Source organism: Moorena sp. SIO3A2 (genome assembly GCF_010672265.1).
Classification (GTDB): domain Bacteria; phylum Cyanobacteriota; class Cyanobacteriia; order Cyanobacteriales; family Coleofasciculaceae; genus Moorena; species Moorena producens.
Window position 1 is genome coordinate 51,499 of sequence record NZ_JAAHHC010000028.1, and the last position, 21,238, is coordinate 72,736.

Genomic DNA, 21,238 nt, shown 5'->3' on the forward strand with positions numbered 1-21,238 from the left:
ATCATTTTTATTGCACAACATTGATCTCTTATAATAATTCTTAACAATAACTGACTATTAATCACAATTGGCATGACATAGTTTTCCCAGTTTGCCCAGAGTATTGAACAAAATTTGATAAACTGCTAAACAAATTAGCTAACCCCAAGTTATTTATCGATGCTGTACCTGATCTGATTGATAGCCGCTTAACCAAGCCCAATCAGATCGGGATATATTAGGATGTAACGGTACAATACGGACAAATATGTATCTTACTCCAACCGAAGCTCAAAAACGATATGGTTATAATCCCAAAACCCTAGCTAGATGGGCAGATGCAGGAAAAATCCAATGCATTAGGTCTCCTGGAGGTCACCGCCGCTATCTAGCTAGTTCCATAGATCGACTAATAGTTTGCGTTGACACTCGCCCTGTAGTCCTTTATGCCAGGGTTTCAACCAAGTCTCAATCGGAGGATCTAAATTCCCAGATTGAGTATTTGGGCAGGAACTACCCAAATTGCCGATGCTATTCAGAATATGGATCCGGATTGAACTTCAAACGCCGGAAATTTATTGGGCTAATGGAAAAAGTAGCGAACTCTGAAATCAAAACTATTGTCGTGGCTCACAAAGACAGACTGTGCAGATTTGGGTTCGATTTTGTCGAGTGGTTTTGCCATTTACATAACTGTCAAATAGTGGTGCTCAATAACACTTACAAGACCCCCCAGCAAGAGTTGATGGATGATTTTATGTCGATAATGCACTGCTTTAGTTCTAAGCTTTACTTTCTTCGTCGCTATGAAAAAGAAATTAAATCTACTGTCACCAAACTGGACAATACAGACAAAAAGCTATAAGATAGACACAAATAGCAAAGATCAAGCAATGACAGCAAAAGTAGGTATCAACAAAAAGATCTCAACTCAAGTCGTCCCGGTTGTCGGGATGGCAAAGTCGGTTGAGATTGAGCTGTTGTCTACGATGAAAAAGCTAGGAATCGTCAGGTCTGAGTCTTACCACAAACTAGGCAGCATAAAGCACTGGGGCTTAGACTGGAAAAAAGCTTACCCAGAAGTTAGAACTTTCAGAACTCCTGAGTCTCTGGGATTACCTTCAAAACTAATGGAATGGACTGTTAGTGATGTAGCGAAAGCTGTTAGGGCTCAACAGGCAGCTTGTGCTGATGCAGTAATCAAAAAAATTTACAAAAAGTTTCCTGGAAAAGATAACCAAAAGACAAGAAAAGAGTATGCCACGCAGCTGAAGACCTTAGCTCTTTTAGATAGTCCACTACTCCACAGGCTTGTAAGGATTGAGTTTCAGCGAGGACATTCTTGGGTCAAAAATCAGATAGTTTATCAGCAAGGAGGCTATAAGTGTAAGCGTATATCGCGAAACACCTACCAATTAGAAATAGCTGGACTCAGGAGAGGAAAAAGAAACAGGATATTAGTTAGGTCTAACCGAAAAATAAAAGGGCAAATCAGACTGATATACAACCAATTAGTGCAGCGCTTTGAAGTTCACTTCCTAGTTGACCATGGGAAAGTGTGTATCCCAGTTGACCGCCGCTCTGTTGGCGTAGATAAGGGATACACAGAAGCTTTCTTTGATTCAGAAGGGAAAGCTCATGGCAAAGGGTTGGGTAAGTTAGCGTCCAAGAAGTCAGATCGGATATGCGCTAAGAATCGGAACAGAGGAAAACTTTGGGCAATTCACAGGAAACTAGAAAAGATAGACCCGGCTAAGTCAGCTAGGATTTTAAAAAACAACCTTTCTAGGAAAACAGAGAACCGCCGTTATAGAAAAGACCAAACTGAAATATTATCAGTTATTGGTCAAGCCTCTAAGTCTTTATTTGGAGGAAAGGCATTAAAGGTTTTTGCAGAAGATTTAACACAACCAATTAAAAATAAGCGCCAGTCCAAGGCCATGTCTCGCAAGCTTAATAGCTGGATGAAAGGTCAAATGCGAGACTCTTTACAAAAATGGGCTGATTGGACTGGCTCCTTTGTAACAGAAGTCCAGCCGAGCTACACGTCGCCAGTTGACTCCATAACTGGAACCCTATTAGGGAAAAGGAGTGGGGACAGCGAACCCATATTTAATGGGGTCGTGTTGCCGGCTGACTGCAATGCTGCTAAGAACATCTTGGATCGGGGTATAGACTTCGAAATTTCTCGGTACTCTTCTAGAGCCGAGGTTCAGGCAGTATTGTTGCGCCGTACCGCGCGTTTCTTAAAAGGTATGGGACTGAGTCTTGCTGATGCAGTTGAGCTTGGATGGCTTGACTCTAAGCATAGTAAGACTCGGGCTTTTAAGGAACTCCTGAACGGGATTTCAGGAGCGCCCAAATAGATGAGTGGGAGGCTTAACTCCGATTGCTGCTTGACCACTCCTCACTTGGGCAACAATAAAATTTACCTTAACCGATTTGTAGGGACTTGTCCTAATAATCCCGGTTTAAGAGTATCCCAAAGCTGGACAAGGACATTACAAATAAAATGGTGACCCAAGAGCCGATTAAAGTCCTACTTATCGATGATCAGCCCATGATCGGCGAAGCCATCCGCCGCATGTTGGCTCCGGAAAAGGATATTATCTTCCGCTATTGTCAGGATCCAACTCAAACCTTAAAAGTAGCTAAGGAGTACCAACCAACGGTCATTCTACAAGACTTGGTCATGCCGGAGATGGATGGCTTGTTGTTAGTGCGTTTTCTGCGCTCTAAGGATTCGCCGACTAGACCTATTCCCCTGATTGTACTCTCAAGTAAAGAAGAACCAGTAATTAAAGCCAAAGCCTTTGGATTTGGAGCAAATGATTACTTAGTAAAACTGCCAGATCGGGTAGAACTAATTGCTCGGATTCGTTACCATTCCAAAGCCTATCTTAACTTCCTGAAACGAACCGAAGCTGAAGAGCAGCTTAAAGCTGAAAATCTGCGCCAGTCAAAGTATATAAAACAGGTAGAAAAGGTAACAGTAGCAGCCGCCGCTGTGGAAAATGATACCTTTGAGCCTGAAAATCTGGAGGAAGTAGCTGCTCGGAGCGACGAGTTAGGACGACTAGCACGGGTTTTCCGGCAAATGGTTCAAACGGTAAAAGCCCGTGAGCAAGAATTGACTCAAGCCAATGAAACTCTGGAAACCCTAAAAAATTCCTTTGCTCGGTTTTTCCCATTTGAATATCTGAATTTTCTGCACAAAGACAATGTGATTCATGTCCAATTAGGCGACCACGTTAGTAAAGAAATGGCGGTGATGTTCAGTGATATTCGCTCCTTTACTACCATTTCTGAGAGTATGACACCAAAGGAAAACTTTGACTTCGTCAATGCCTATCTTAAGCGTGTTAGTCCTGAAATTCGCAATCACGATGGCTTTATTGTCAAATTTCTTGGGGATGGCATGATGGCAATTTTCCCTGATGGCGCTGATAATGCTGTCTGTGCTGGAATTGCCAAGCTCAAAAAAGTCCACCAATACAATCAAAAGCGTGAAGCCAACGGTTATTTACCGATTCAAGTAGGGATTGGTATCCACTATGGTCACATGATGGTGGGGATGGTTGGAGAGACATTCCGAATGCAGGGGGATGCTTTTTCTGATAATGTTAACTTGACCGCTCGTTTGGAAGGCTTGACCAAGTTCTATGGGGTTTCTTTCTTAATTTCCCAGCAAACCTTAGAGAAATTGAGCAATCCAAATCACTATCAAATTCGGTTTCTAGATCGAGCAATTGTTAAAGGTAGAAATGAACCCCTTGCCATCTATGAAGTGCTGGATGGTGAGACGGAGGCAGTTAGGGAATTGAAGTTAAAAACGCAACTGGAATTTGAACAAGGTTTAGAGTGTTATCGCACTCAAGGATTTGACAAGGCTTTAGAATATTTTAATCACGTGTTAATGGTGAATCCTTTGGATAAGACCGCTGCCTTATATATGGAGCGAATTAATCAGTTGATGGCCCAAGGGGTGCCACAGGATTGGGATGGAGTTTGGCGGTTTACCAAGAAGTAAGCTATCTGGATTAATGGGAGTAGGGAGTAGGGAGTAGGGAGTAGGGAGTAGCTGACAAGGGTAGGTTTTTTAGTTTGGAGATAGGTAATAGGTAATAGGTAATAGGTAATAGGTAATGGGTAATGGGTAATGGGTAATGGGTAATGGGTGATGGGTAATAGGTAATGGGTAATAGGTAATGGGTAATAGGGGGAGCATGTCACTTATGCCTAATATTTGTACATTATCTATAGCCCCCTCATGGGTAATTGCTTGCTCTAATGGTACATAGTTCATCTGTTCGGCAACTAAGACCGGCTCCCTAACAGGATTTTTGTTGTTTTGTCAAGTAGTTCATTTGTTCGGGAAATTTGACCTGCTCCCATCATGTTTAATCGATTTTAGGAGTTTTTAGGTGATTCGGCAACACTATCATTGATTGCATTTTTGCTCTTGATTTTAAGCTGATATCACCTAATTTTTCAGATACTTATCGAGCTGGAAAAACTCAATCAATTCCTCAAAATTGGTGTCATTAGCGGTAGGAGTTGAGAATTCAATAGCTTTAATTATGGCTGGATTCAAATACTTAAAAACATCATGGGTTAAAACTGCAATTGCTTCGGCGGTAAACCCTTTAAGTTCACGAGCCAATCTAGCCATTCGTCCCTTAGCAAAATTGACTTGAAAGCGAGTCCTTTTCAGCAGCCGTTGTCTAAGATTTTCATAAATAGTTTGTTTATCGATAGCTTCGGAATCAGGAATATCTTGATTCAAAATTATGGGGATAATATCAGGATTTTCTTCTAGAAATAGCAGACTGCCTTCCTCGTTAAATGCTTCAATCCCTTCCATTCCCAAAGTGCCTAAATCAGCCAAAGCAATAATCCGAGCTACCAGAGATAGGTTTTTATCATAAGAGTAGAGGTCAGGTTGGTAAATTGTATTGTCTGAAGTATCATACCAACAAATGGTAGCGTTAATCGCTTCTGTAATGATTTGTAAATCTGAATCGGTAAACAAGGCCAGATGGTTAGGAGTTTGCTTACTTATCCATTCATTCTGATTTTTGATGTAATCCAAAAGCTTAGTAATTGTAGCGGCTTCGCTCACACCACTTTCTCGCCGTCTAGAGGTATAGGGTTGGATTTGAGGGAGAAACTCTTGCACCATATCGTGAGCAATGGCGCACAGATCGATTAACTGTTTGATTCTGCTCAGATAGTCTGGTGCTATATCATTGTCCAGACCGGCTTCCCAATCGGGTCTGATGGCTTGGAAAATCCGATCAGCTCTACGCTGAACTCCATTAACATGGTCACAAGTATGATAGTAAAGCTGTTTTCGCTCCGTTTCTTTTTCCATTTCCAACAGAGCAAAGGTTTTCACCCTAGTGACTGCTTCCACAAAGGAGCTAGGAAGCTGATCTGACTCATCAATTGAGGGGTGTGATAGATACTGATTATCCTGATTACGTTGATTCATGATAACTATCGGTTTTAAATACCAAAAATTGATTTAATACGTTTGCGAACTGCGGCGAAAGGAGTTTCGTCTTGCTCTGTGGAACTGACGGTTATTCCTAAGCGTTCCAATGTCTCTTGACGTTTGGATAATTCTTCAGAAATTCGGTCAGCTAATGCTTCGTGCTTAGCCAATAGACTTTGTAAATTGTCTCGATCCACCACAAACAGCATTGTCTCTTCTAGGGTACGAAGAGTAGCAGTACGGGGAGTACCCATCAGCAGAGACATCTCCCCGATAAACTCCCCAGACTTACGGGTAGCGACTCGTTTTCCAATGGATTCCACGAACACTTCCACTGTTCCAGATAGGATAATATAAAATGAGTCCCCTGGATCGTTTTCCCGACAGATGGTTTGGTCAGCTGGGAGAGTTTTCCGATAGCCCTCCTCAATGATATGTCGCAGTTCCATATCGCTACAGTTTTTAAAATAACTTACTTGCCGCAATAGATCCGCCAGCTTCCAGGTATAAGGGGATTCAGACTTGGGTTTGGGTTTGTCTGGAGCTGATTGGTTGTGGATTGAGGAGGAGCCATTAGTCACCCCGGGGGTTTGTAATTGTCGAAACAGGGACACTAAGGTTTCTGGATTGTGCATACGCAAGCTTAGCTCAGGGCGGCCGGGTTCGATTTGGCGCGATCGCAATTCCGTATCAATCAGATAATACAAAGCGCTTTTAATTGCTTCGATCTCTGCTGGTTGATCGATCCAAACCAAAAGCTCAAAATCCATTCCTTCCTCTCCATAGCCCTTGAACCAAACCTGGGGAGAGGGAGAGGATAAAACGCGGGGTTCTTGGCGGGCAGCCGCTAACAGCAGCTCTGTGACGACAAGGGAATCCAATTCATCGGGAAAGTTCATGGGAATTTGGAGACGACTCGTCGGGTCTTGGTAGCTCCAGTTTATGACATTATTTTGGACAAAACTGTTATTCGGAATAATCACACAAACGTTGTGGATGGTTCGTACTACTGTAGAGCGAATCGATATTTTTTCCACAGTTCCTGACAGATTATCTATTTCTATATAGTCTCCCACTTTAATCGGTTGATCTAGCAGGATAGTCAGACCACTGATAAAATTGCTAGCTAGATCTTGTAGTCCAATTCCAAAGCCAATACCGAGAGCACCAGCAAAGATGGCTAAGGAACTTAGGTTAATCCCCGACGTTTGCAGAACGATTAAAAACCCTAAGATGGTTAGAATGTAACCGATAATAGAAGCGAGGGCTTCGCGAGTACCCCGATCCATCCTGAAACGGCTCAGTAACCAATGTTTAATCAGGGCTTTGATGGTACGGGAGATAATAATAGCGATGATACATAAAAACAGGAATTTGCCTAAGAAACTCAGAGAAAAGGCTTGGTCACCAAATTCAAATAGCTTGGCGGTAAATACCTTAGAGATGGCATTCCAGATTTTCTGTAGCGGTGTAATAATCCAAGTCATCAGAAGTTTTTAAAAGGGAACAGGGGAAGAGTGTGGGGCTCACAGGGGTAGGTTTTTTACTTTGGAGATAGGTAATAGGTAATAGGTAATAGGTAATAGGTAATAGGTAATGGGTAATGGGTAATGGGGAATGGCTGCTCGCCTTCAGATGCTTGGGGTTTGGTGGGCAAATGTACAAGGTTTGACCAATTGATCAGTTATCATCGACCAATGCCCACCCTACTGCTCGCCTTGGGGTTTGGTGGGCAAATGTACAAGGTTTGACCAATTGATCAGTTATCATCGACCAATGCCCACCCAACTACAAGAGCGATCGCACTATTTTATCAAAATCCACTGATTGTGGTGTTTGGTGGGCAAATTCTAAACGGAAGTGCGATCGCATTCGGAGCGGGTAGGGTGGGCAAATACTAAAACGGAAGGCAATTTCATCTCTAACCCAAGACCATTTGCCCACCAAACAACTAAACGGAAGTGCGATCGCATTCGGAGCGGGTAGGGTGGGCAAATACTAAACCGAAGGCAATTTCATCTCGAACCCAAGACCATTTGCCCACCAAACAAGATCAGCGATTGGCCTACGGCCACGCTACTGAATGCTTACTTTGTGCCATAGCCTGAGTATTGGCGCATAGAAGGTGGCTGAAACCCAATAACAATATCATTTTTGGGAACGTTCATATTAACCAGATCTTGACCAATATCCCATTCAGTATTGTTATTCTGAATCCAGATCTTGCTATTTTTAATCTGTAAATGAACTGAACAGCCATAAACTCTTTCTTTCTTGTCCCAGCCGATGGCCATTACTTGATAATGGTCGTTTTCCGTATCAAAAATGTTATGAATTTCCATGTCACCATGAGAGGGTTTGTAACTGGCATATTGATTCAGTAGTTGCTTGATTATACTGCGATAATTTTGAAGCTTTTCTAGGTTTTCCATGATACAATTACCTCATTATCAATGTCATAACTTAATAGTTTCAGTTGGTAATCTTGAATAACCATTTGAGGAAATTCCTTCTGAAAAAACCTTCGGTAGGTCGTATCGGGAACCGCCATAAATAATTGTCGTTCTGGATCTTTTACCTTTAACGCTACTCGATAGTTAATGAATTGACCAATGGCAAGGTGGAAGTCTGTAATTGAGGAGGGATTAATAAAACTTTTGATTTACCACTGCCTTCCGCTGACCATTTCTTTCTGCCGCTATTAGCTTTTCGGCACCCAGATCAATAAAAAATTCTACTCCGCCTACTTTCAAAAAAAACGGATCATCGGTAATTTGCCAACCATCTTTAATTAAGGCATTTTTGACAACATCATGAAATAAGTCTTTTGCCATTACTCTTGCTTCCTTGCATCACAGGACCTGTGGTATTTAAAGTGTTGGCGGAGGTAACGAATGAAGTAGGGGGTAAAGCGAGCATTCCGTAGGGTAGGGTCGGCAAATTCTGATAGCTTGGCAATTTCATCAGGATTCATGTTCATTTGCCCACCCTACAAGAGCGATCGCACTTCCAAATTCATGATCATTTAGAATAAATCTGCATGGGAACCGGAACGAACCAGAAAAAGATTGGTTTCTGAGGTTTTGTAGATTAAAATCCAGTCTGGTTCGATATGACAATCTCGGTATCCACTCCAATTTCCTGTTAAGGCATGATCTTTGTATTTGGGTTCTAGTTCTTTTCTCTCTAATAAGTTATCAATAACTGATTTCAGCTTTTCCATATTTTTGCCACGCTTCTGTAGCCGTTTGACGTCTTTCTTAAAGCGGTTTTCAAAAACCGGTGATAGCATTAAATTCCCAGTTCATTGTAGAGAGATTCTTTATTGGCACAAACGGTCAAGTTTTTTTGTTCTTCAATATTTATAATCGCTTGTTGGGTCTCTTCATTGAAGTCGTTAATTGTATAAGTCTTCTCTTCAATTCGTTTCTCTCTTTCAGCTTGCTGCAAAATAAGCGCGAGGTGTTTTTGTAAAAAAATGGCTAGGGCGTTTTGTTGTTCTTCCGAAAGCTGTGCGATCTGCTCAAAGGTTTCTTGGATTAATTTAGTCATGGGTGGTTTTTGCGAAACCGTATTGATCGAAATTGTAGCACTTTGACATCCTCCCACCGCTAAATCAAAGATTATAGTGCGATCGCACTCCATGGCGTAGGGTGGGCAAATCATCAACCATTAACCATTTGATCACCAATCATGTCCATTTGCCCACCCTACTACTGATATAATATGTCACATGTTGATAGTTCCCTGTTCCCTGTTCCCAGGCGTAGGGTGGGCAAATCATCAAAGTAATACCATTTGTATACCAATCATGTCCATTTGCCCACCCTACTATTTGATCAAAATCAACAGGGAGTAGGGTGGGCAAATTATGATTGTGGCGTAGGGTGGGCAAATTATCAAAGTAATACATATGTCCACCAATCATCGACCTTTGCCCACCCTACTACAAGAGCGATCGCACTTTGCCCCGTCCGCCATCGATAATGCTTTCGAGCCAAGAGCATCGACCCTTGCACCGCTTCTTCTCCGATTTTCGGTTATTCATTCATGGTCACTTTGCTTCTTGATGATGGGTTCGTTCCTTTCTTGATTTACTACGTAAACGTAGTGCTGCCAGATATATGTGCAGATAATGATAGCCATTCCAATCCACAAGCCGGGCTTTTTCATGTAATGTAAACCTCCATACAACGGCAATAAGTTACCAGACCCTAACGCCTCAGACTAGAGTTGCTTACAGTAGGGTGGGCAAATTATGTAGGTTTGGCAATTTCATCTTTGTGTCATGTCCATTTGCCCACCCTACTACTGATATAATAATATGTCTACATCATTGGTGTTACGAGCGCGATTAATATAGCGTTTATCGTAGCTATGAGGTACACATTATTTTTGCCCTCTTCCCTCACTTCCCCTCCTGGGAGGGTTTAGGGGTGGGTTCCTCTTACCTGCTCCCTGCTCCCTGCTCCCGTCTTGATGCAGTCGCTCATGGGGGAAACCCCCAAGACCGCGCTGCATCGCTGCTCCCTAAAAACCAGAAATTTGTACCTCACAAGTCGTAGAATTGCTATTATTAAGATAATTGCAGCAATCGTTGTCAAAACCAAAAGAAAGGCCAATTCAAAATAAGGCCAATTCAAAATTCAAAATTCAAAATTCAAAATTCAAAATTAGAAATTAGGGCTCTCCTAGACTGATTATACTAAATTAGTAGTTTAAATTAGCTTAACCCCCTCAGCATAGCAACCTTAGGAGAGCCGAAATTATAAATTCAAAAGCATTTTGAATTTTGAACTCATAATTTTGAATTGGCCTTATTTTGAATTTTGAATTTTGAATTTGAGCGAAGCGATTGACTCGGCTTTACGAGCAAGGTGCGGATGAGCAACGCATTGAGACAAACCTTAACCATTGGTGGCGGTGGGTTAGAAGTGGGGTGGATGGGGTGAGTCTGTTTGGTTTTGGGTTGGTGGTTTACAAGGCTTTAACCATACATACAACAGAGGCGTACGCATGACCTAGGGTAGGGTGGGCTAATTCTGAGAGATATGCAATTTACTCGGAAAAAATGATCATTTGCCCACCCATCAAGATCTGCGTACGCACCACCCTTCTGCCTTCTGCATGCTGCCTTTCCGCTGCCCCTTTCTTATAAAACGCTAATTACTTAGTATATTGGGTTATTCCTTGGTGGTGATATTTTTTTATCTTGGAATGGGGAGAGCTGATTCATCTGGTCAAATGGGATGATTTGCATAATTATTCGGTTCGGACTCTCGTTGACTATGCTCACTTTACCATCAGGCTCCACTTCCCTTTGCACATTATAATATTTTAGATTACCATCAGCATCCCTCTTTCTATTTATTCGTATTGGTCCCGATCTCAATCCTCCACCTACTTGTCCCCAACCGATTTGCTCTAATGATATATCTTCTAATGTCTTAATCGTTTCAGGGATTGAACGAATCTGGTGCTCTCTCATTTGTGTGAAATCTAACCAGTATCTTTGCCGCATTTGTTCATCCAGCCAGTCTATATGAGGCACCACTGTACATATCAGCTTCGAGCTACCGTTCAAGTGGAACTGTTTAGGATCTTCTGGCACAGCCCTTACCCCGTATCTAATGTAAGAGCTCTCCGATGCGAATCCTCGTTTCATCAGATAATATAAAACTTTCACTTTCTCTTTCAAGGGTTCTTCCACTTGTTGCGAGTGATCTCGATTTGCTTTTGCTGTGATCGGAAATAGATTATCTTCAACCCCGGGGCCACCCAGTTTACCGTTGAGCAGATGACCCTTTATATATAACCGTACCCCATCGGAGTCTCTTAAATTATCATATAAATCTCCCTTTCTTGCATAAGGTCCTGATCCCTGTTGAGGATCCATTGGATTTAACCGCGCCGTCATCGTGTAGCCCACCCTTTCACTATGCAAAGGTACGCCGCTCCCTTTCTTATAATCAAGCTGTTGTGGACTATTCTGAACCACCGTCCTATCCTCCTTCTTCACCCGTTGTAATGGAGCCCTATCTGCCCGATAAACATAACTCTTTCTTCCAACGGGAGGTTCTACATTCGTATATTTCATATGTTGTAAATCCAAGACTTTCCTACCCATTACATCCGCTTCCCTTTCCAATCCCTCTTCTTCGATCATATATTCTCCCATCGCCTGTATCGTATTATTCACCCTCCCCTGCTTCTGCTGCACCACATGCCATGCCTCATGAGCCAAATGCTTCTCCTGCCCCGGCCCAACATGAATATCCGTCCCCTGTGCATACGCCAGGGCTTGCAACTGTGCTGGTTTCTCCGAGTTGTAATGCACCCTCACATCATCCATCGAGTAGCCAGAGAGGTTCTCTATCCCTGCCTTGAGGCGATCAGGCAAGCCGGTTTTGTTTTCATTTTTGCTACTCACTGCCCTCATGCTATCGCCATCGGTCAACGAATCCCCCGTCAACGGTTGTGCTGCTCGCTGCACCATCATCCTTTTCGGCTGCACTACCATTTGCCCACCGTGATTCGCCCCTTGCCTGCTTCTATCTCCCGGCTGTCCAAAAGAAAACTTCCCTTGCAGCCCCATCTCTCTCCTTCCCGTTTCCGGCTGGTATTGTCCTGATTCTAAGGTGCGCATCACCTTCGCACTGATACTTCCCCATTCCCCCACCGCCTCTTCCGCGTTCCACTCCCTTTCCTCTGCTTCCATTATTTCTCTATAACCTTTCCGTCTGGAGTCTTTATTATTTTGATCAAATGACACTGAAGTAGAGTGAGAATATTTCGGTTTATAGGTATGAGTAGTGCGCATAGCTAGTTCCTTTTACCTTGTACCCTATTAGTAAACCAGATCAGTCGATCCATCCGTCTTCCAGGAGCGCGACATGGCACCCCTTTCTCAAACCAACTGGTATCACTCTAATATTAGTTCTCTGTTACAAGAAATCGATCGAGTTCGTAACTATTTAGAAAAATACATAGAAGGTAAAGAAAATCAACAAATCGTAACTGAATTTGTTGACCTAACATCTGCCCTGGCTGAACTTTGTATCCTCTTAAATCTCTCCCCTTTTGAAAGGGATATCCTGCTAATGTGCGTGGGCATGGAAATAGAACCTATGTTCCAGTCCTTGGTGGCCATTGCCCAAAAAAATCATCCTAACAAAAACTATCCTACTCTTAGTTTAGCTCTTGACGCCCTGCCCGGACCCAGTTGGCGTGTCCTTTCTCCCGAAAGCCCTTTACTATACTGGCAACTGCTCCACATAGAACCAGGATCAATCCTAACCAAGTCCCCCCTCATAATTGACCAGCGTATCCTCTGCTTTCTGTTAGGAGAAAATGCCACAGACCAGGAATTAGCAAGCATTATCACTCCCCAACCGCCTCAGACCAACCCTCATCTTTTGCCTAGCTCTCAGTTAAGTATAGGGTCGCAATTGATCACCATTTGGTCTGGCAGCGAGGGGACAAATAGCTATCCCGTGGTGCAATTATCTGGCTCGGATCGAAGCACTAAATACCAAATTGCCTCCGCCACTTGTCAGGGTTTGGGGTTAAAGTTACATACTCTCGACCCTGCCGCTCTGACCACCAAGCCCCAGTTGGTCTACCAACTCGCGAAGCGTTGGCAAAGGGAAGCAATACTTAGCAATAGTGTCCTGTTTATTGACTGCGATAGTTATAATTTTACGGAGCCAGGGCGGGAGTATGCTCTGAGCCAATTTATTGATAGTAACAATACTCGTTTAATCCTCAGCTGCAATCACCGAAAAATTGACTGTAAGCGGACTGTTGTTAACCTAGACATCCCCCCATTGAGCCACCAGGAACAATATGACCTGTGGGAAAGCCATATAGGGTCAGCTGCAGCAGAACTTAACGGTCAAATAGAGCGCATGGCCGTACAGTTTAACCTCAGTAGTGCTAGTATTCAAGCCGCCTGTGATCAATTCAAAATTCAAAATTCAAAATTCCCACAAAATCCCGGATCTAGCCCCAAGAGCGCCCTAACCCACCCCTACCCCCTCCCAGGAGGGGAACCTGGGGAAAACAGATTTCAAAGTCCCCAAAGAACAAACAGCGAAGCCTCCTCTGGTTTCCCCCTTTTTAAGGGGGACGGAAGGGGGATCTCGGATAATGGGGGCAAAAATCTCAGAGACGAAACCCACCACCCCACTCAATTATGGGATTTATGCCGCCAAATCAGCCGTAATCAATTAGAACACTTAGCGCAACCGATAAATGCTACGGCTACCTGGGAGGATCTGGTATTACCAACCCCACAACGGCTGCTTCTTGGGGATATTGCCACTCACCTCAGATACAAGTATAAAGTCTATCAGGAATGGGGTTTCGCCCACAAAGGTGTCCGGGGTTTGGGCATCAGCGCCCTATTTTACGGTGCTAGCGGTACTGGTAAAACCATGGCAGCTGAGGTATTAGCCAACGAATTTCGCCTCTCTCTTTATCGCATCGACCTCAGTCGAGTTGTCAGTAAATATATTGGTGAGACCGAAAAGAATCTGCGGCGGATCTTTGATGCAGCTGAAACCGGAAGTGCTATTCTACTGTTTGACGAAGCCGATGCCCTGTTTGGTAAGCGTACCCAAGTTAAAGACAGTCACGACCGCAACGCTAACATCGAAGTCAGCTATTTGCTGCAGAGAATGGAAGCCTATCAAGGGTTAGCTATTTTGACCACCAATTTCCAAAGCGCTCTCGATAGTGCCTTTGAGCGCCGGATTCGCTTTGTGGTCGAGTTTCCGTTTCCCGGACCCGAAATCCGTACCCAAATTTGGCAGCGGATTTTTCCTCCCCAGACACCAACCCAAAACTTAAATTACCAGAAACTCGGTCAACTAAAAGTAGCTGGCGGAAATATTCGCAATATTGCCCTAAATGCCGCTTTTTTTGCCGCCGCCGCCGATGAACCCGTGAACATGGAACATATCTACGAAGCAACAAAACGGGAATATCAAAAGTTGAAGAAAATGTTGACAAACGAAGAGATTGAAGGCTGGTTTTAGTTGTGGGGAGTTCATGGGAATCGGGAATCGGGAATCGGGAATCGGGAATCGGGAATCGGGAATCGGGAATCGGGAATCGGGAATCGGGAATCGGGAATCGGGAATCGGGAATCGGGAATCGGGAATCGGGAATCGGGAATCGGGAGGTAGTAGGGTGGGCAAATTCATAGCCATTGACCATTTAATCAGGAATTCTGTCATTTGCCCACCCTACAATAACTTAAAAACTTCATAATTCATCAAAACCCATAACTTTCGTTTCCCCTATCTTAGATTCATTTAATGCTTTACGGGCTAATTCGTCTAGGAAAGAGGTTTGAGATTGTGATAATGTTTTTAGCCATTTAAGTTCATTCTCAATATCTTCGATTAACTGATGAGCAAGTTCGTCTTGTATCTCTTCTGGTAAATTTTGTGCTTTCTGAAAAGCCTCTGTTAATAGATAAGTCATTAATTTCAGTATTTATCAGGAAAAACGTCGATAAATAAATGTTAGCAAAAGTCAAGGGAAAACATGCCTTACAGCGGCAATAGTGGCGGGGGCGCGGGGAGAGCGATCGCGCTGTGGGGTAGTAGGGTGGGCAAATTTATAGCCAATCACCATATAATCTGGAATTCTGTCATTTGCCCACCCTACAATAAGTCCCTGCTGCTCCCTGCTCCCTGCTCCCTGCTCCCTATTTAAAGAGTTAATTTTAGTTTTGTCCGACTACTTAATAGCCGGAAAACTCCCACCAATAAAGTGAATATCACTGAAGGTTTCGATCCACAAACGAGCACCACAATCAAGGGGATTATCCGGCTGATAAACAATCTTACACGGACCAAGGATTTCCACCTCATTACCGTAGAGATTAGTGCCCTTTCGTTTAACTGAAATCACTGGCTTCCGGTCTTTGGGGCTTTTCTTGATATTCGAGCCAATGTGATTGCGATTGACATTAATTTTAGCTAAAGCGGTTGTACGACTAGTGCGCCATTTCCCCTTTGGTCCACGATTACCTTTAGTAATTTGTGGCAAATGGTTGAACAGAGGAATAATCCAGAATTTCCCGCTTTTATAGGCACCCCGGACCCGACCCTTCTCTAGGAGTTGGCGCAATCTTCGAGAAGAAATTCCTAATAGAGATGCTGCTTCAGTAGTTCCAACGCACTTGTTCATCTGTTGTCTCCCCTTTAAATATTCCGATAATACTAGTATAAGGGATAAAAGGAAAATTGACAACTTGAGGGAATTTAGAATTTAGAATTTAGAATTCAGAATTGGGAATCGGGAATAAAAGGAAGAGTTTAGGATACGGTTGGTGGATGCGTTCGCGCAGCGGCTCGTACCGAGCATCGCGTAGCGTGGCCTACGGCCAATCGCGCAGCGGCTCTTTGGATCGCGTAGCGGCTCTTATCGCGCAGCGGCTCTTTGCATCGCATATAGCTGTGGTCGAGAAATGGGTTCGTCCCGGCTCCAAGGTCCCATCCCACTACTTAATCTCACTACGGATAGCAATTCTGATCACAAGTGAGGTACACAGGATTTTTTTCCACTCCCGATTCCCGACTCCCGACTCCCGACTCCCGATTCCCGATTCCCGTTCCCCTCCTGGGAGGGGTTAGGGGTGGGTTCCGATTCCCGATTCCCGATTCCCGATTCCCAACATTTGTTACAAAACTTTTCAAAATATGTTATAATATATAATTTTTTGTGTTATAATAAAAATACCGTGGACGCGAAAACGTTCCACGGTAAGAGCCAGCCGACAGTTTCTCTCGGCTACAGGCTGGCTCTGGAGCCCCAGTTAAGGAGATACCTAATATTTTATGTCGTACTCTCAACGCCTATATCCATGGGCGCTCATTCGTCTATTGCCGAATATGCAGCGGATGGTTGTTCGTCGTTTCCGCAACCGATCGGATGCTGAGGGTCACTTGCAGGCTCTTAAACGGCTGATGCCTGATGAAAAATTTATTATTATCTTCGATTTAGGAGACCCTATGGACGGCGAGTTTATAGACGGCGAGTCTATAGACGAAGAATCTTAAGAAACAGGAAGTTTGGGAAGTCTGAAAAGGGTGCATGTCAATTTTGTTAACCCCTGATTCAGATCCCCCTAAATCCCCCTTAATAAGGGGGACTTTTCCATCTAATTCCCCCCTTTTTTAAGGGGGGTTAGGGGGGATCTATCTACCTAATTACAAAGTTGACATGCTCCCTCTGAAAAGCCCAGCTCTTCAGTAATCAAATTTTATTTGAACCCCAGAAATAGCTCTGCAAACTGGGGTGCGTGTAACTCAATAATTAATCTTGATTCGATCAATTGTATTGTATGGCAAAACGTGCAGATATTGGTAGCAAACGCTTAATTAGTCTCGCTCCTAATGCTTGGGTGCAATGGGTAACCGGTAATCCCCAAGTGCGAGCATCTCAGTTACTGGATGCTGAGTTTCAATGGATTAGTCGCGAAAGCGATGTAATTGTAAAAGCGTCTAGCCCGGAACACTCCGAATTTCTGATTCTCAATGAATTACAACTACGCTATGACCAGAATATGCCTCAGCGAATGCGCAATTATGTGGCTTTAGCTGAGGAAAAATACAACCTATCCGCAAATCCAGTATTAATTAATATCTTGCCGCCCCCAGGCACAGTCACCATTGAAAATTGCTACGACAAGGAATTCATGGGATTAAAGGCGCGTCAAGATTATCGGGTAATTAATCTGTGGGAAGTAGAGGCTGAATTAGTATTAGAACAACCTTTACCTCCCCTATTTCCATTTGTCCCGATCTTATTTGGAGGTGGTAGCGAATCAAAATTGCGGTCAGCAGTGCAGGCGCTACGAGCGGATCAAACCCTAAATCAACTAGAACCGCTCTTAGAGGTTGTCTGAGAAGTCTCATTTGCTACATCCAAGCCCCCGTTGGTCCCCCAATTTTGGGGGACTTTTAGAAGCAAATTGACTCTTGTTCCCCCCAAAGTTGGGGGGCTAGGGGGGCAAAATTCAGTATCAAAAAACTTGGGAGATCTCCTCTTAGCTTTCTTTGCTAGCTTTGTGTTAGAGATACCCTTAATTCAACAAATCATGAGGTGGGATATGACAGTATTACGAGAATCACTTAGGTGCGCTTTCCGCATTAAGAATTAAATTCGCCACGGGTCGCACCTCTGGTATCAAGAGATTTTACAAGAGGGTCTTGCTCAAGGCATCCAACAAGGGATTGAACAAGAACGTCGAGGCAGTTTAGAGCGCATCCTTAAACTGCGATTTTCCGAGATTCCTGTCGAGATATCCGTCAGAATTCAAGCCTTAACTCTTGAACAATTAGAAGAGTTGATGGCCACAGCATTAACGGTTAACTCCCTAGATGAGAAAGCGTGAACATTTGCCCAATTAATTAAATAAGGCCACACCCCACCTCGACCGTGGGGTGGGTTTTCCTCTTGATTTTACAACTCCGATCAGTGACAGAACAGAGATATTCGCGCATCACCTCAAGTAGCACCATCTGTAGCGCATTAGCTGATAGCTGATAGCTGTTCGCACCTCAAGCAGCGTGGCCTTTGGCCAAGCGTGCGCGTAGCGCATTAGCTGATAGCTGATAGCTGATAGCTGATAGCTTACCTAAATTATAAATTTTTCCGTGATACTTATATCTCCCAATTTTAATCTGACACTGAATCGTTCCTCTGGTTGGCAACTGAAATCAATTTGGATCTTGTCGTTAGTTTTTCCAGCTTGAGCTTTCATACAAGAATTTCCCGATTCATCGAGTAAATTTACCTGCAAATCTGGTGGTAAATACATTGAATCACCCGCAGGATATAGCCGCATAAAAATATCAATATCTTCAGTATCAGGAGGTTGGAAATTCACTTGCAGCAGCAGGACTACCCCTTGACCAGCTAAGTCCATTAGCTTGGCTCGCATTGTTGATCTGTCATTACCTCTTAAAGCCTGTATGCTCGGTTCTTGCTTGGAGCGCCGCTTGATACCTAACTCCGATCCTCTGAAGGCAGTAACCGTTTTGAAACTAGACCTGTACCTATACTCAGGTAAAAGTGATGGTGGTGGTTGCCAATCTGCCTGAAATATTTCTTCAAACCATTGGGTTACCCTCACCGATTTCTTAATCCAATCAATCTTGTCAATTAGTGTATCGAGAGATTCAAGCTTTTCTAGGGGTAAAGGGTCTAGGGATTTAGCGATCGCATGATACGGAGCAAATCCCAATAACTCTACCTGGTCTAATTGCTCACTGAACTGCACTGCCACATAACCAATCCGGTCTTCGGTCACTTCTAGTGGCACGTTCAAGGCTGACTGACCTGGTAGCACTGGACGACATTCCAATTTACCAATGTTGGGCAAAACCAAATCAGCTACATCCAACAATACTCTTAAACCCGGATTCCAACAATCACTTTGAGCAAGATTAGTTGGAATCTTGAGCCATTTAAGATAGTTTTTAACAGCATAAACTGCTAAAGTATTGAGATAGACGTGTTTTCCCTTCCTAGGGGTGGCTTGTTCAGCAGCAAACTGTGCTGCATAACTATGAGCGTATGGGCTAATAGAAACCTTAATGTTAGTTGATTCTGTAATAGTCATGGTTGATATCCAAACGTTTTACCAATATCTTGCAGCTTCGGCAGGCATTTTTTCTTCCAGTGAGAGTAGAGAGTTTGTTGGTTAGCGTTAAATTCTCTAGCAATGTCAGCAATTCTCTGGGGTGGTTCTTGTACTAGCAACCGCATTGCTAATAACTGACAATTACATTTGGGATATTTGCGGGGATGACAACCGATTAGTTTCCCATCTGGATCGTTTTTAATTTCTTCGAGAATCCCTTGACTTAGACGCTGGCGTTCAGCTGTCTGGATTGCTTCAATGTAATCATCCAGTCTACTCAAGGAAGGTCTAGGGTCTGGCAACCGGTCTTCTAGAGTCCTTGAATCCTCGTCACTGTTACCGATCGGTTGATTAGTGCTAATCCTTGGATATTTACTATCTGAGATATATAAATCTCGGATGCGCCAGCGTAAATATCCGTTGATCCAGGTAACTAAGCTTTTTTCAACGGAGGTTGAACTTGGCTCAAACTGGTACAGATTGCGGATGACCCATTCCCAGGTTCGATTTAACGCCTCTAGATAGTCTACGTGGGAAGATTTGTAAATGCCAGGTAGATTTTGAATAACGCTCAGGAGACGATTCAAGGCTTTCTGCCGCTCAGGACTTCGGTCTGGGTAGCGGGATACTGCTTCAATTAGGTTTCTTAGGATTTGATCCACAGGAGTCTTTTTCCCCAGCTGCCCTGCCTTTGGCTGCCATAGTTGAGCAACACCAATGGAGCGGTCGCAAACCAGGATACGAGAGTCTACATGGGTGAATTTTAACTGACTTTTAACTAACCAATTAAACTCCCAGTAGCTGGTATGACTGCTGATAGGCTGGATGCACCCTGATACATTAACCACCATTGTTAATCCTCTCGATTGCTTACCCGTAGTTGTTCTACCAAGCCTAGATAACTCAGAGGCTGGCTTTGGGTCATTGACCAGTGGGGAAGTTGGTAATGGTGGTTCACTATCATGACTAGTACTGTTTTGAACTCTCTATGTACTTATCAGCCCTAGCTGAGCATTTTATGAATCCGATTTTTGGAACCCGAGCCGGTTGACTGAAAAAACTCTCCTGTGTGTTACTGCTATGTAAACAGCCCAAGAAGCCTTCTTGACTCAGCCTTCTCAAGATTAGGCTGAGTTTGTGATAATATTGTGAGGTCTCTACAGTCAAGTCTCTACCGTCTTGTTTCTACTGAGATTTAGGAAGCTAGCTTCACAGAGTATAATTTTTTGTTTTTACCTGAATTCCCCATAAGCAACTCTCCTATGATTGAGTATTTGTATTCTAGGAAATAGTTTAGTAAAAAAATAACACTTTTTTGCTAGATGATATATACCTTGTGGCCAACTTAATTTTTAAGTCTTTAAAATTCTTGATTGCTGACCTTGAAAAATCTTTTAATTTAGTCCTGTCTTCCCGATTCCTTATTTCCTACTCCCTACTCCGAAGCTCCGAAACTCGGAATCTCCCCTGCTTTGGAAGCTCCCCTGCTTTGGAAGCTCCCTTGCTCCCCGTGCTCTAGTCACCAGGGATTTGATATAACCCCCTTGGGTGGAAGAGCTGAGTTCACCCTGATGGGAAAGAATAGCGCTAGATAAAAACCATGATTTTATCAGCAATTTTGCCCTTGCCATTAACAAATTTTCTGTATAAGGTGCTATACTTTAATATATGAAAACTGTTTTGGTGGTAGAAGATAGCGTAACAGAAAGACAGTACCTAACTCGCTGTTTGCAACAAGCGGGTTTGGGGGTTACTGGCGTGGCTAGTGTAGAGGAGGCTCGGGAAAAATTATCTCACCATACACCAGATTTAGTGGTTTTAGATGTAATTTTGCCTGGTCAAAGTGGTTTTGAGTTTTGTCGAGCCCTGAAAGTTAATCCTCACACTAGCCAGATTCCTGTGGTGATTTGCTCCACCAAAGGTACTGAGGTGGACAAAATTTGGGGAAAGATGCTGGGGGCTGATGCCTACTTAGCTAAACCAGTGACTCCAGAAGAACTGCTGTGTACCCTAGAGGAGCTGATTCAATAGTTAGGGTTTGTTGACTGTTAACCGTTGACCGTTAAGTGTTAACCTAGGACAATTCTGGATTCCCCCCACCT

24 protein-coding genes and 3 pseudogenes are annotated in these 21,238 nt (G+C 43.5%); 10 read left to right on the forward strand and 17 right to left on the reverse strand.

The genetic code is table 11. The features are described from left to right. Positions 1-247: 247 nt before the first annotated feature. The 3 genes from F6K64_RS25635 to F6K64_RS25645 all read left to right on the forward strand — a co-directional run bounded on the left by F6K64_RS25635 (position 248) and on the right by F6K64_RS25645 (position 4,009). On the forward strand, positions 248-844 hold the full coding sequence (locus F6K64_RS25635) for an IS607 family transposase (RefSeq protein ID WP_008187560.1): 597 nt from the start codon (positions 248-250) through the stop codon (positions 842-844). Between the two features lie 28 nt (positions 845-872). Then, positions 873-2,345 (forward strand): IS200/IS605 family element transposase accessory protein TnpB, encoded by a 1,473-nt coding sequence (locus F6K64_RS25640; RefSeq protein WP_044494133.1) that lies wholly within the window; start codon positions 873-875, stop codon positions 2,343-2,345. A gap of 146 nt (positions 2,346-2,491) precedes the next feature. After that, entirely contained in the window at positions 2,492-4,009 is a 1,518-nt protein-coding gene (locus F6K64_RS25645) for a response regulator (protein WP_008187565.1), read from the forward strand. Positions 4,010-4,078: 69 nt separating this feature from the next. On the opposite strand, the gene F6K64_RS25650 is transcribed toward F6K64_RS25645, so the two are convergent. The 11 genes and pseudogenes from F6K64_RS25650 to F6K64_RS25700 form a co-directional block, all read right to left on the reverse strand. Next, entirely contained in the window at positions 4,079-4,285 is a 207-nt protein-coding gene (locus F6K64_RS25650) for a hypothetical protein (RefSeq protein WP_008187567.1), read from the reverse strand. Positions 4,286-4,462: 177 nt separating this feature from the next. Then, positions 4,463-5,473, reverse strand: a complete 1,011-nt coding sequence (locus tag F6K64_RS25655) for a hypothetical protein (protein WP_008187569.1) — start codon at positions 5,471-5,473, stop codon at positions 4,463-4,465. 14 nt (positions 5,474-5,487) lie between these two features. After that, positions 5,488-6,963: a mechanosensitive ion channel domain-containing protein gene (locus tag F6K64_RS25660; protein ID WP_008187572.1), complete on the reverse strand. Its 1,476-nt coding sequence runs from the start codon at positions 6,961-6,963 to the stop codon at positions 5,488-5,490. Between the two features lie 301 nt (positions 6,964-7,264). Further along, positions 7,265-7,471, reverse strand: coding sequence for a hypothetical protein (locus tag F6K64_RS25665; RefSeq protein WP_287266737.1), 207 nt, complete (start codon positions 7,469-7,471; stop codon positions 7,265-7,267). A gap of 92 nt (positions 7,472-7,563) precedes the next feature. Next, entirely contained in the window at positions 7,564-7,908 is a 345-nt protein-coding gene (locus F6K64_RS25670) for a XisI protein (RefSeq protein ID WP_287266739.1), read from the reverse strand. Continuing rightward, positions 7,896-8,310: pseudogene (locus tag F6K64_RS39095) on the reverse strand (XisH family protein). Before F6K64_RS39095 ends, F6K64_RS25670 begins: the two are co-directional and overlap by 13 nt. Further along, entirely contained in the window at positions 8,310-8,456 is a 147-nt protein-coding gene (locus tag F6K64_RS25680) for a hypothetical protein (RefSeq protein WP_287266740.1), read from the reverse strand. Before F6K64_RS25680 ends, F6K64_RS39095 begins: the two are co-directional and overlap by 1 nt. Before the next feature lie 45 nt (positions 8,457-8,501). After that, positions 8,502-8,768 carry a type II toxin-antitoxin system RelE/ParE family toxin gene (locus tag F6K64_RS25685; RefSeq protein ID WP_287266741.1) on the reverse strand — a complete coding sequence of 89 codons (267 nt, stop codon included), beginning with the start codon at positions 8,766-8,768 and terminating at the stop codon, positions 8,502-8,504. Then, the gene (locus F6K64_RS25690; protein WP_287266743.1) at positions 8,768-9,142 is read right to left on the reverse strand and encodes a hypothetical protein; all 375 of its coding nucleotides are present in this window, start codon (positions 9,140-9,142) and stop codon (positions 8,768-8,770) included. The genes F6K64_RS25685 and F6K64_RS25690 overlap by 1 nt, the downstream gene beginning before the upstream one ends. A gap of 25 nt (positions 9,143-9,167) precedes the next feature. Beyond that, positions 9,168-9,404: a hypothetical protein gene (locus F6K64_RS25695; RefSeq protein ID WP_287266745.1), complete on the reverse strand. Its 237-nt coding sequence runs from the start codon at positions 9,402-9,404 to the stop codon at positions 9,168-9,170. Between the two features lie 502 nt (positions 9,405-9,906). Further along, a complete protein-coding gene (locus tag F6K64_RS25700) occupies positions 9,907-10,032 on the reverse strand; it encodes a hypothetical protein (RefSeq protein ID WP_287266746.1) in 126 nt (41 codons plus the stop codon). A gap of 299 nt (positions 10,033-10,331) precedes the next feature. Between F6K64_RS25700 and F6K64_RS25705 the strand changes: the two genes are divergently transcribed. Next, the gene (locus F6K64_RS25705; protein WP_287266747.1) at positions 10,332-10,496 is read left to right on the forward strand and encodes a hypothetical protein; all 165 of its coding nucleotides are present in this window, start codon (positions 10,332-10,334) and stop codon (positions 10,494-10,496) included. Positions 10,497-10,646: 150 nt separating this feature from the next. On the opposite strand, the gene F6K64_RS25710 is transcribed toward F6K64_RS25705, so the two are convergent. Next, positions 10,647-12,296 carry an eCIS core domain-containing protein gene (locus tag F6K64_RS25710; RefSeq protein ID WP_287266749.1) on the reverse strand — a complete coding sequence of 550 codons (1,650 nt, stop codon included), beginning with the start codon at positions 12,294-12,296 and terminating at the stop codon, positions 10,647-10,649. A 73-nt stretch (positions 12,297-12,369) separates the two neighbouring features. Here F6K64_RS25710 and F6K64_RS25715 point away from each other — a divergent pair, with 73 nt between their 5' ends. Next, positions 12,370-14,514 (forward strand): ATP-binding protein, encoded by a 2,145-nt coding sequence (locus F6K64_RS25715; protein WP_287266750.1) that lies wholly within the window; start codon positions 12,370-12,372, stop codon positions 14,512-14,514. A gap of 229 nt (positions 14,515-14,743) precedes the next feature. Here F6K64_RS25715 and F6K64_RS25720 read toward each other — a convergent pair whose 3' ends face one another. The 3 genes from F6K64_RS25720 to F6K64_RS25730 form a co-directional block, all read right to left on the reverse strand. Beyond that, a complete protein-coding gene (locus tag F6K64_RS25720; protein WP_287266753.1) occupies positions 14,744-14,965 on the reverse strand; it encodes a hypothetical protein in 222 nt (73 codons plus the stop codon). Positions 14,966-15,223: 258 nt separating this feature from the next. Further along, the gene (locus F6K64_RS25725; RefSeq protein WP_287266755.1) at positions 15,224-15,676 is read right to left on the reverse strand and encodes a MerR family transcriptional regulator; all 453 of its coding nucleotides are present in this window, start codon (positions 15,674-15,676) and stop codon (positions 15,224-15,226) included. Between the two features lie 128 nt (positions 15,677-15,804). Further along, a complete protein-coding gene (locus tag F6K64_RS25730; RefSeq protein WP_287266756.1) occupies positions 15,805-15,939 on the reverse strand; it encodes a hypothetical protein in 135 nt (44 codons plus the stop codon). Between the two features lie 88 nt (positions 15,940-16,027). On the opposite strand from F6K64_RS25730, the gene F6K64_RS25735 reads away from it, so the two are divergent. The 4 genes and pseudogenes from F6K64_RS25735 to F6K64_RS39100 all read left to right on the forward strand — a co-directional run. After that, the gene (locus F6K64_RS25735; protein ID WP_287266758.1) at positions 16,028-16,204 is read left to right on the forward strand and encodes a hypothetical protein; all 177 of its coding nucleotides are present in this window, start codon (positions 16,028-16,030) and stop codon (positions 16,202-16,204) included. Positions 16,205-16,326: 122 nt separating this feature from the next. Then, on the forward strand, positions 16,327-16,548 hold the full coding sequence (locus tag F6K64_RS25740) for a hypothetical protein (protein WP_287248664.1): 222 nt from the start codon (positions 16,327-16,329) through the stop codon (positions 16,546-16,548). Positions 16,549-16,832: 284 nt separating this feature from the next. Continuing rightward, positions 16,833-17,378: pseudogene (locus F6K64_RS25745) on the forward strand (RpnC/YadD family protein); the annotation flags it as partial. Between the two features lie 156 nt (positions 17,379-17,534). Next, positions 17,535-17,885: pseudogene (locus tag F6K64_RS39100) on the forward strand (DUF4351 domain-containing protein); the annotation flags it as partial. Between the two features lie 243 nt (positions 17,886-18,128). On the opposite strand, the gene F6K64_RS25755 reads toward F6K64_RS39100, so the two are convergent. Then, entirely contained in the window at positions 18,129-19,115 is a 987-nt protein-coding gene (locus F6K64_RS25755; RefSeq protein ID WP_008187601.1) for a DUF1822 family protein, read from the reverse strand. Continuing rightward, positions 19,112-19,987 (reverse strand): hypothetical protein, encoded by an 876-nt coding sequence (locus F6K64_RS25760; RefSeq protein WP_008187603.1) that lies wholly within the window; start codon positions 19,985-19,987, stop codon positions 19,112-19,114. The genes F6K64_RS25755 and F6K64_RS25760 overlap by 4 nt, the downstream gene beginning before the upstream one ends. An 817-nt stretch (positions 19,988-20,804) precedes the next feature. On the opposite strand from F6K64_RS25760, the gene F6K64_RS25765 reads away from it, so the two are divergent. Then, complete coding sequence (locus F6K64_RS25765; RefSeq protein ID WP_008187608.1) at positions 20,805-21,167, forward strand: response regulator transcription factor; 363 nt, start codon at positions 20,805-20,807, stop codon at positions 21,165-21,167. Positions 21,168-21,238: the final 71 nt, after the last annotated feature.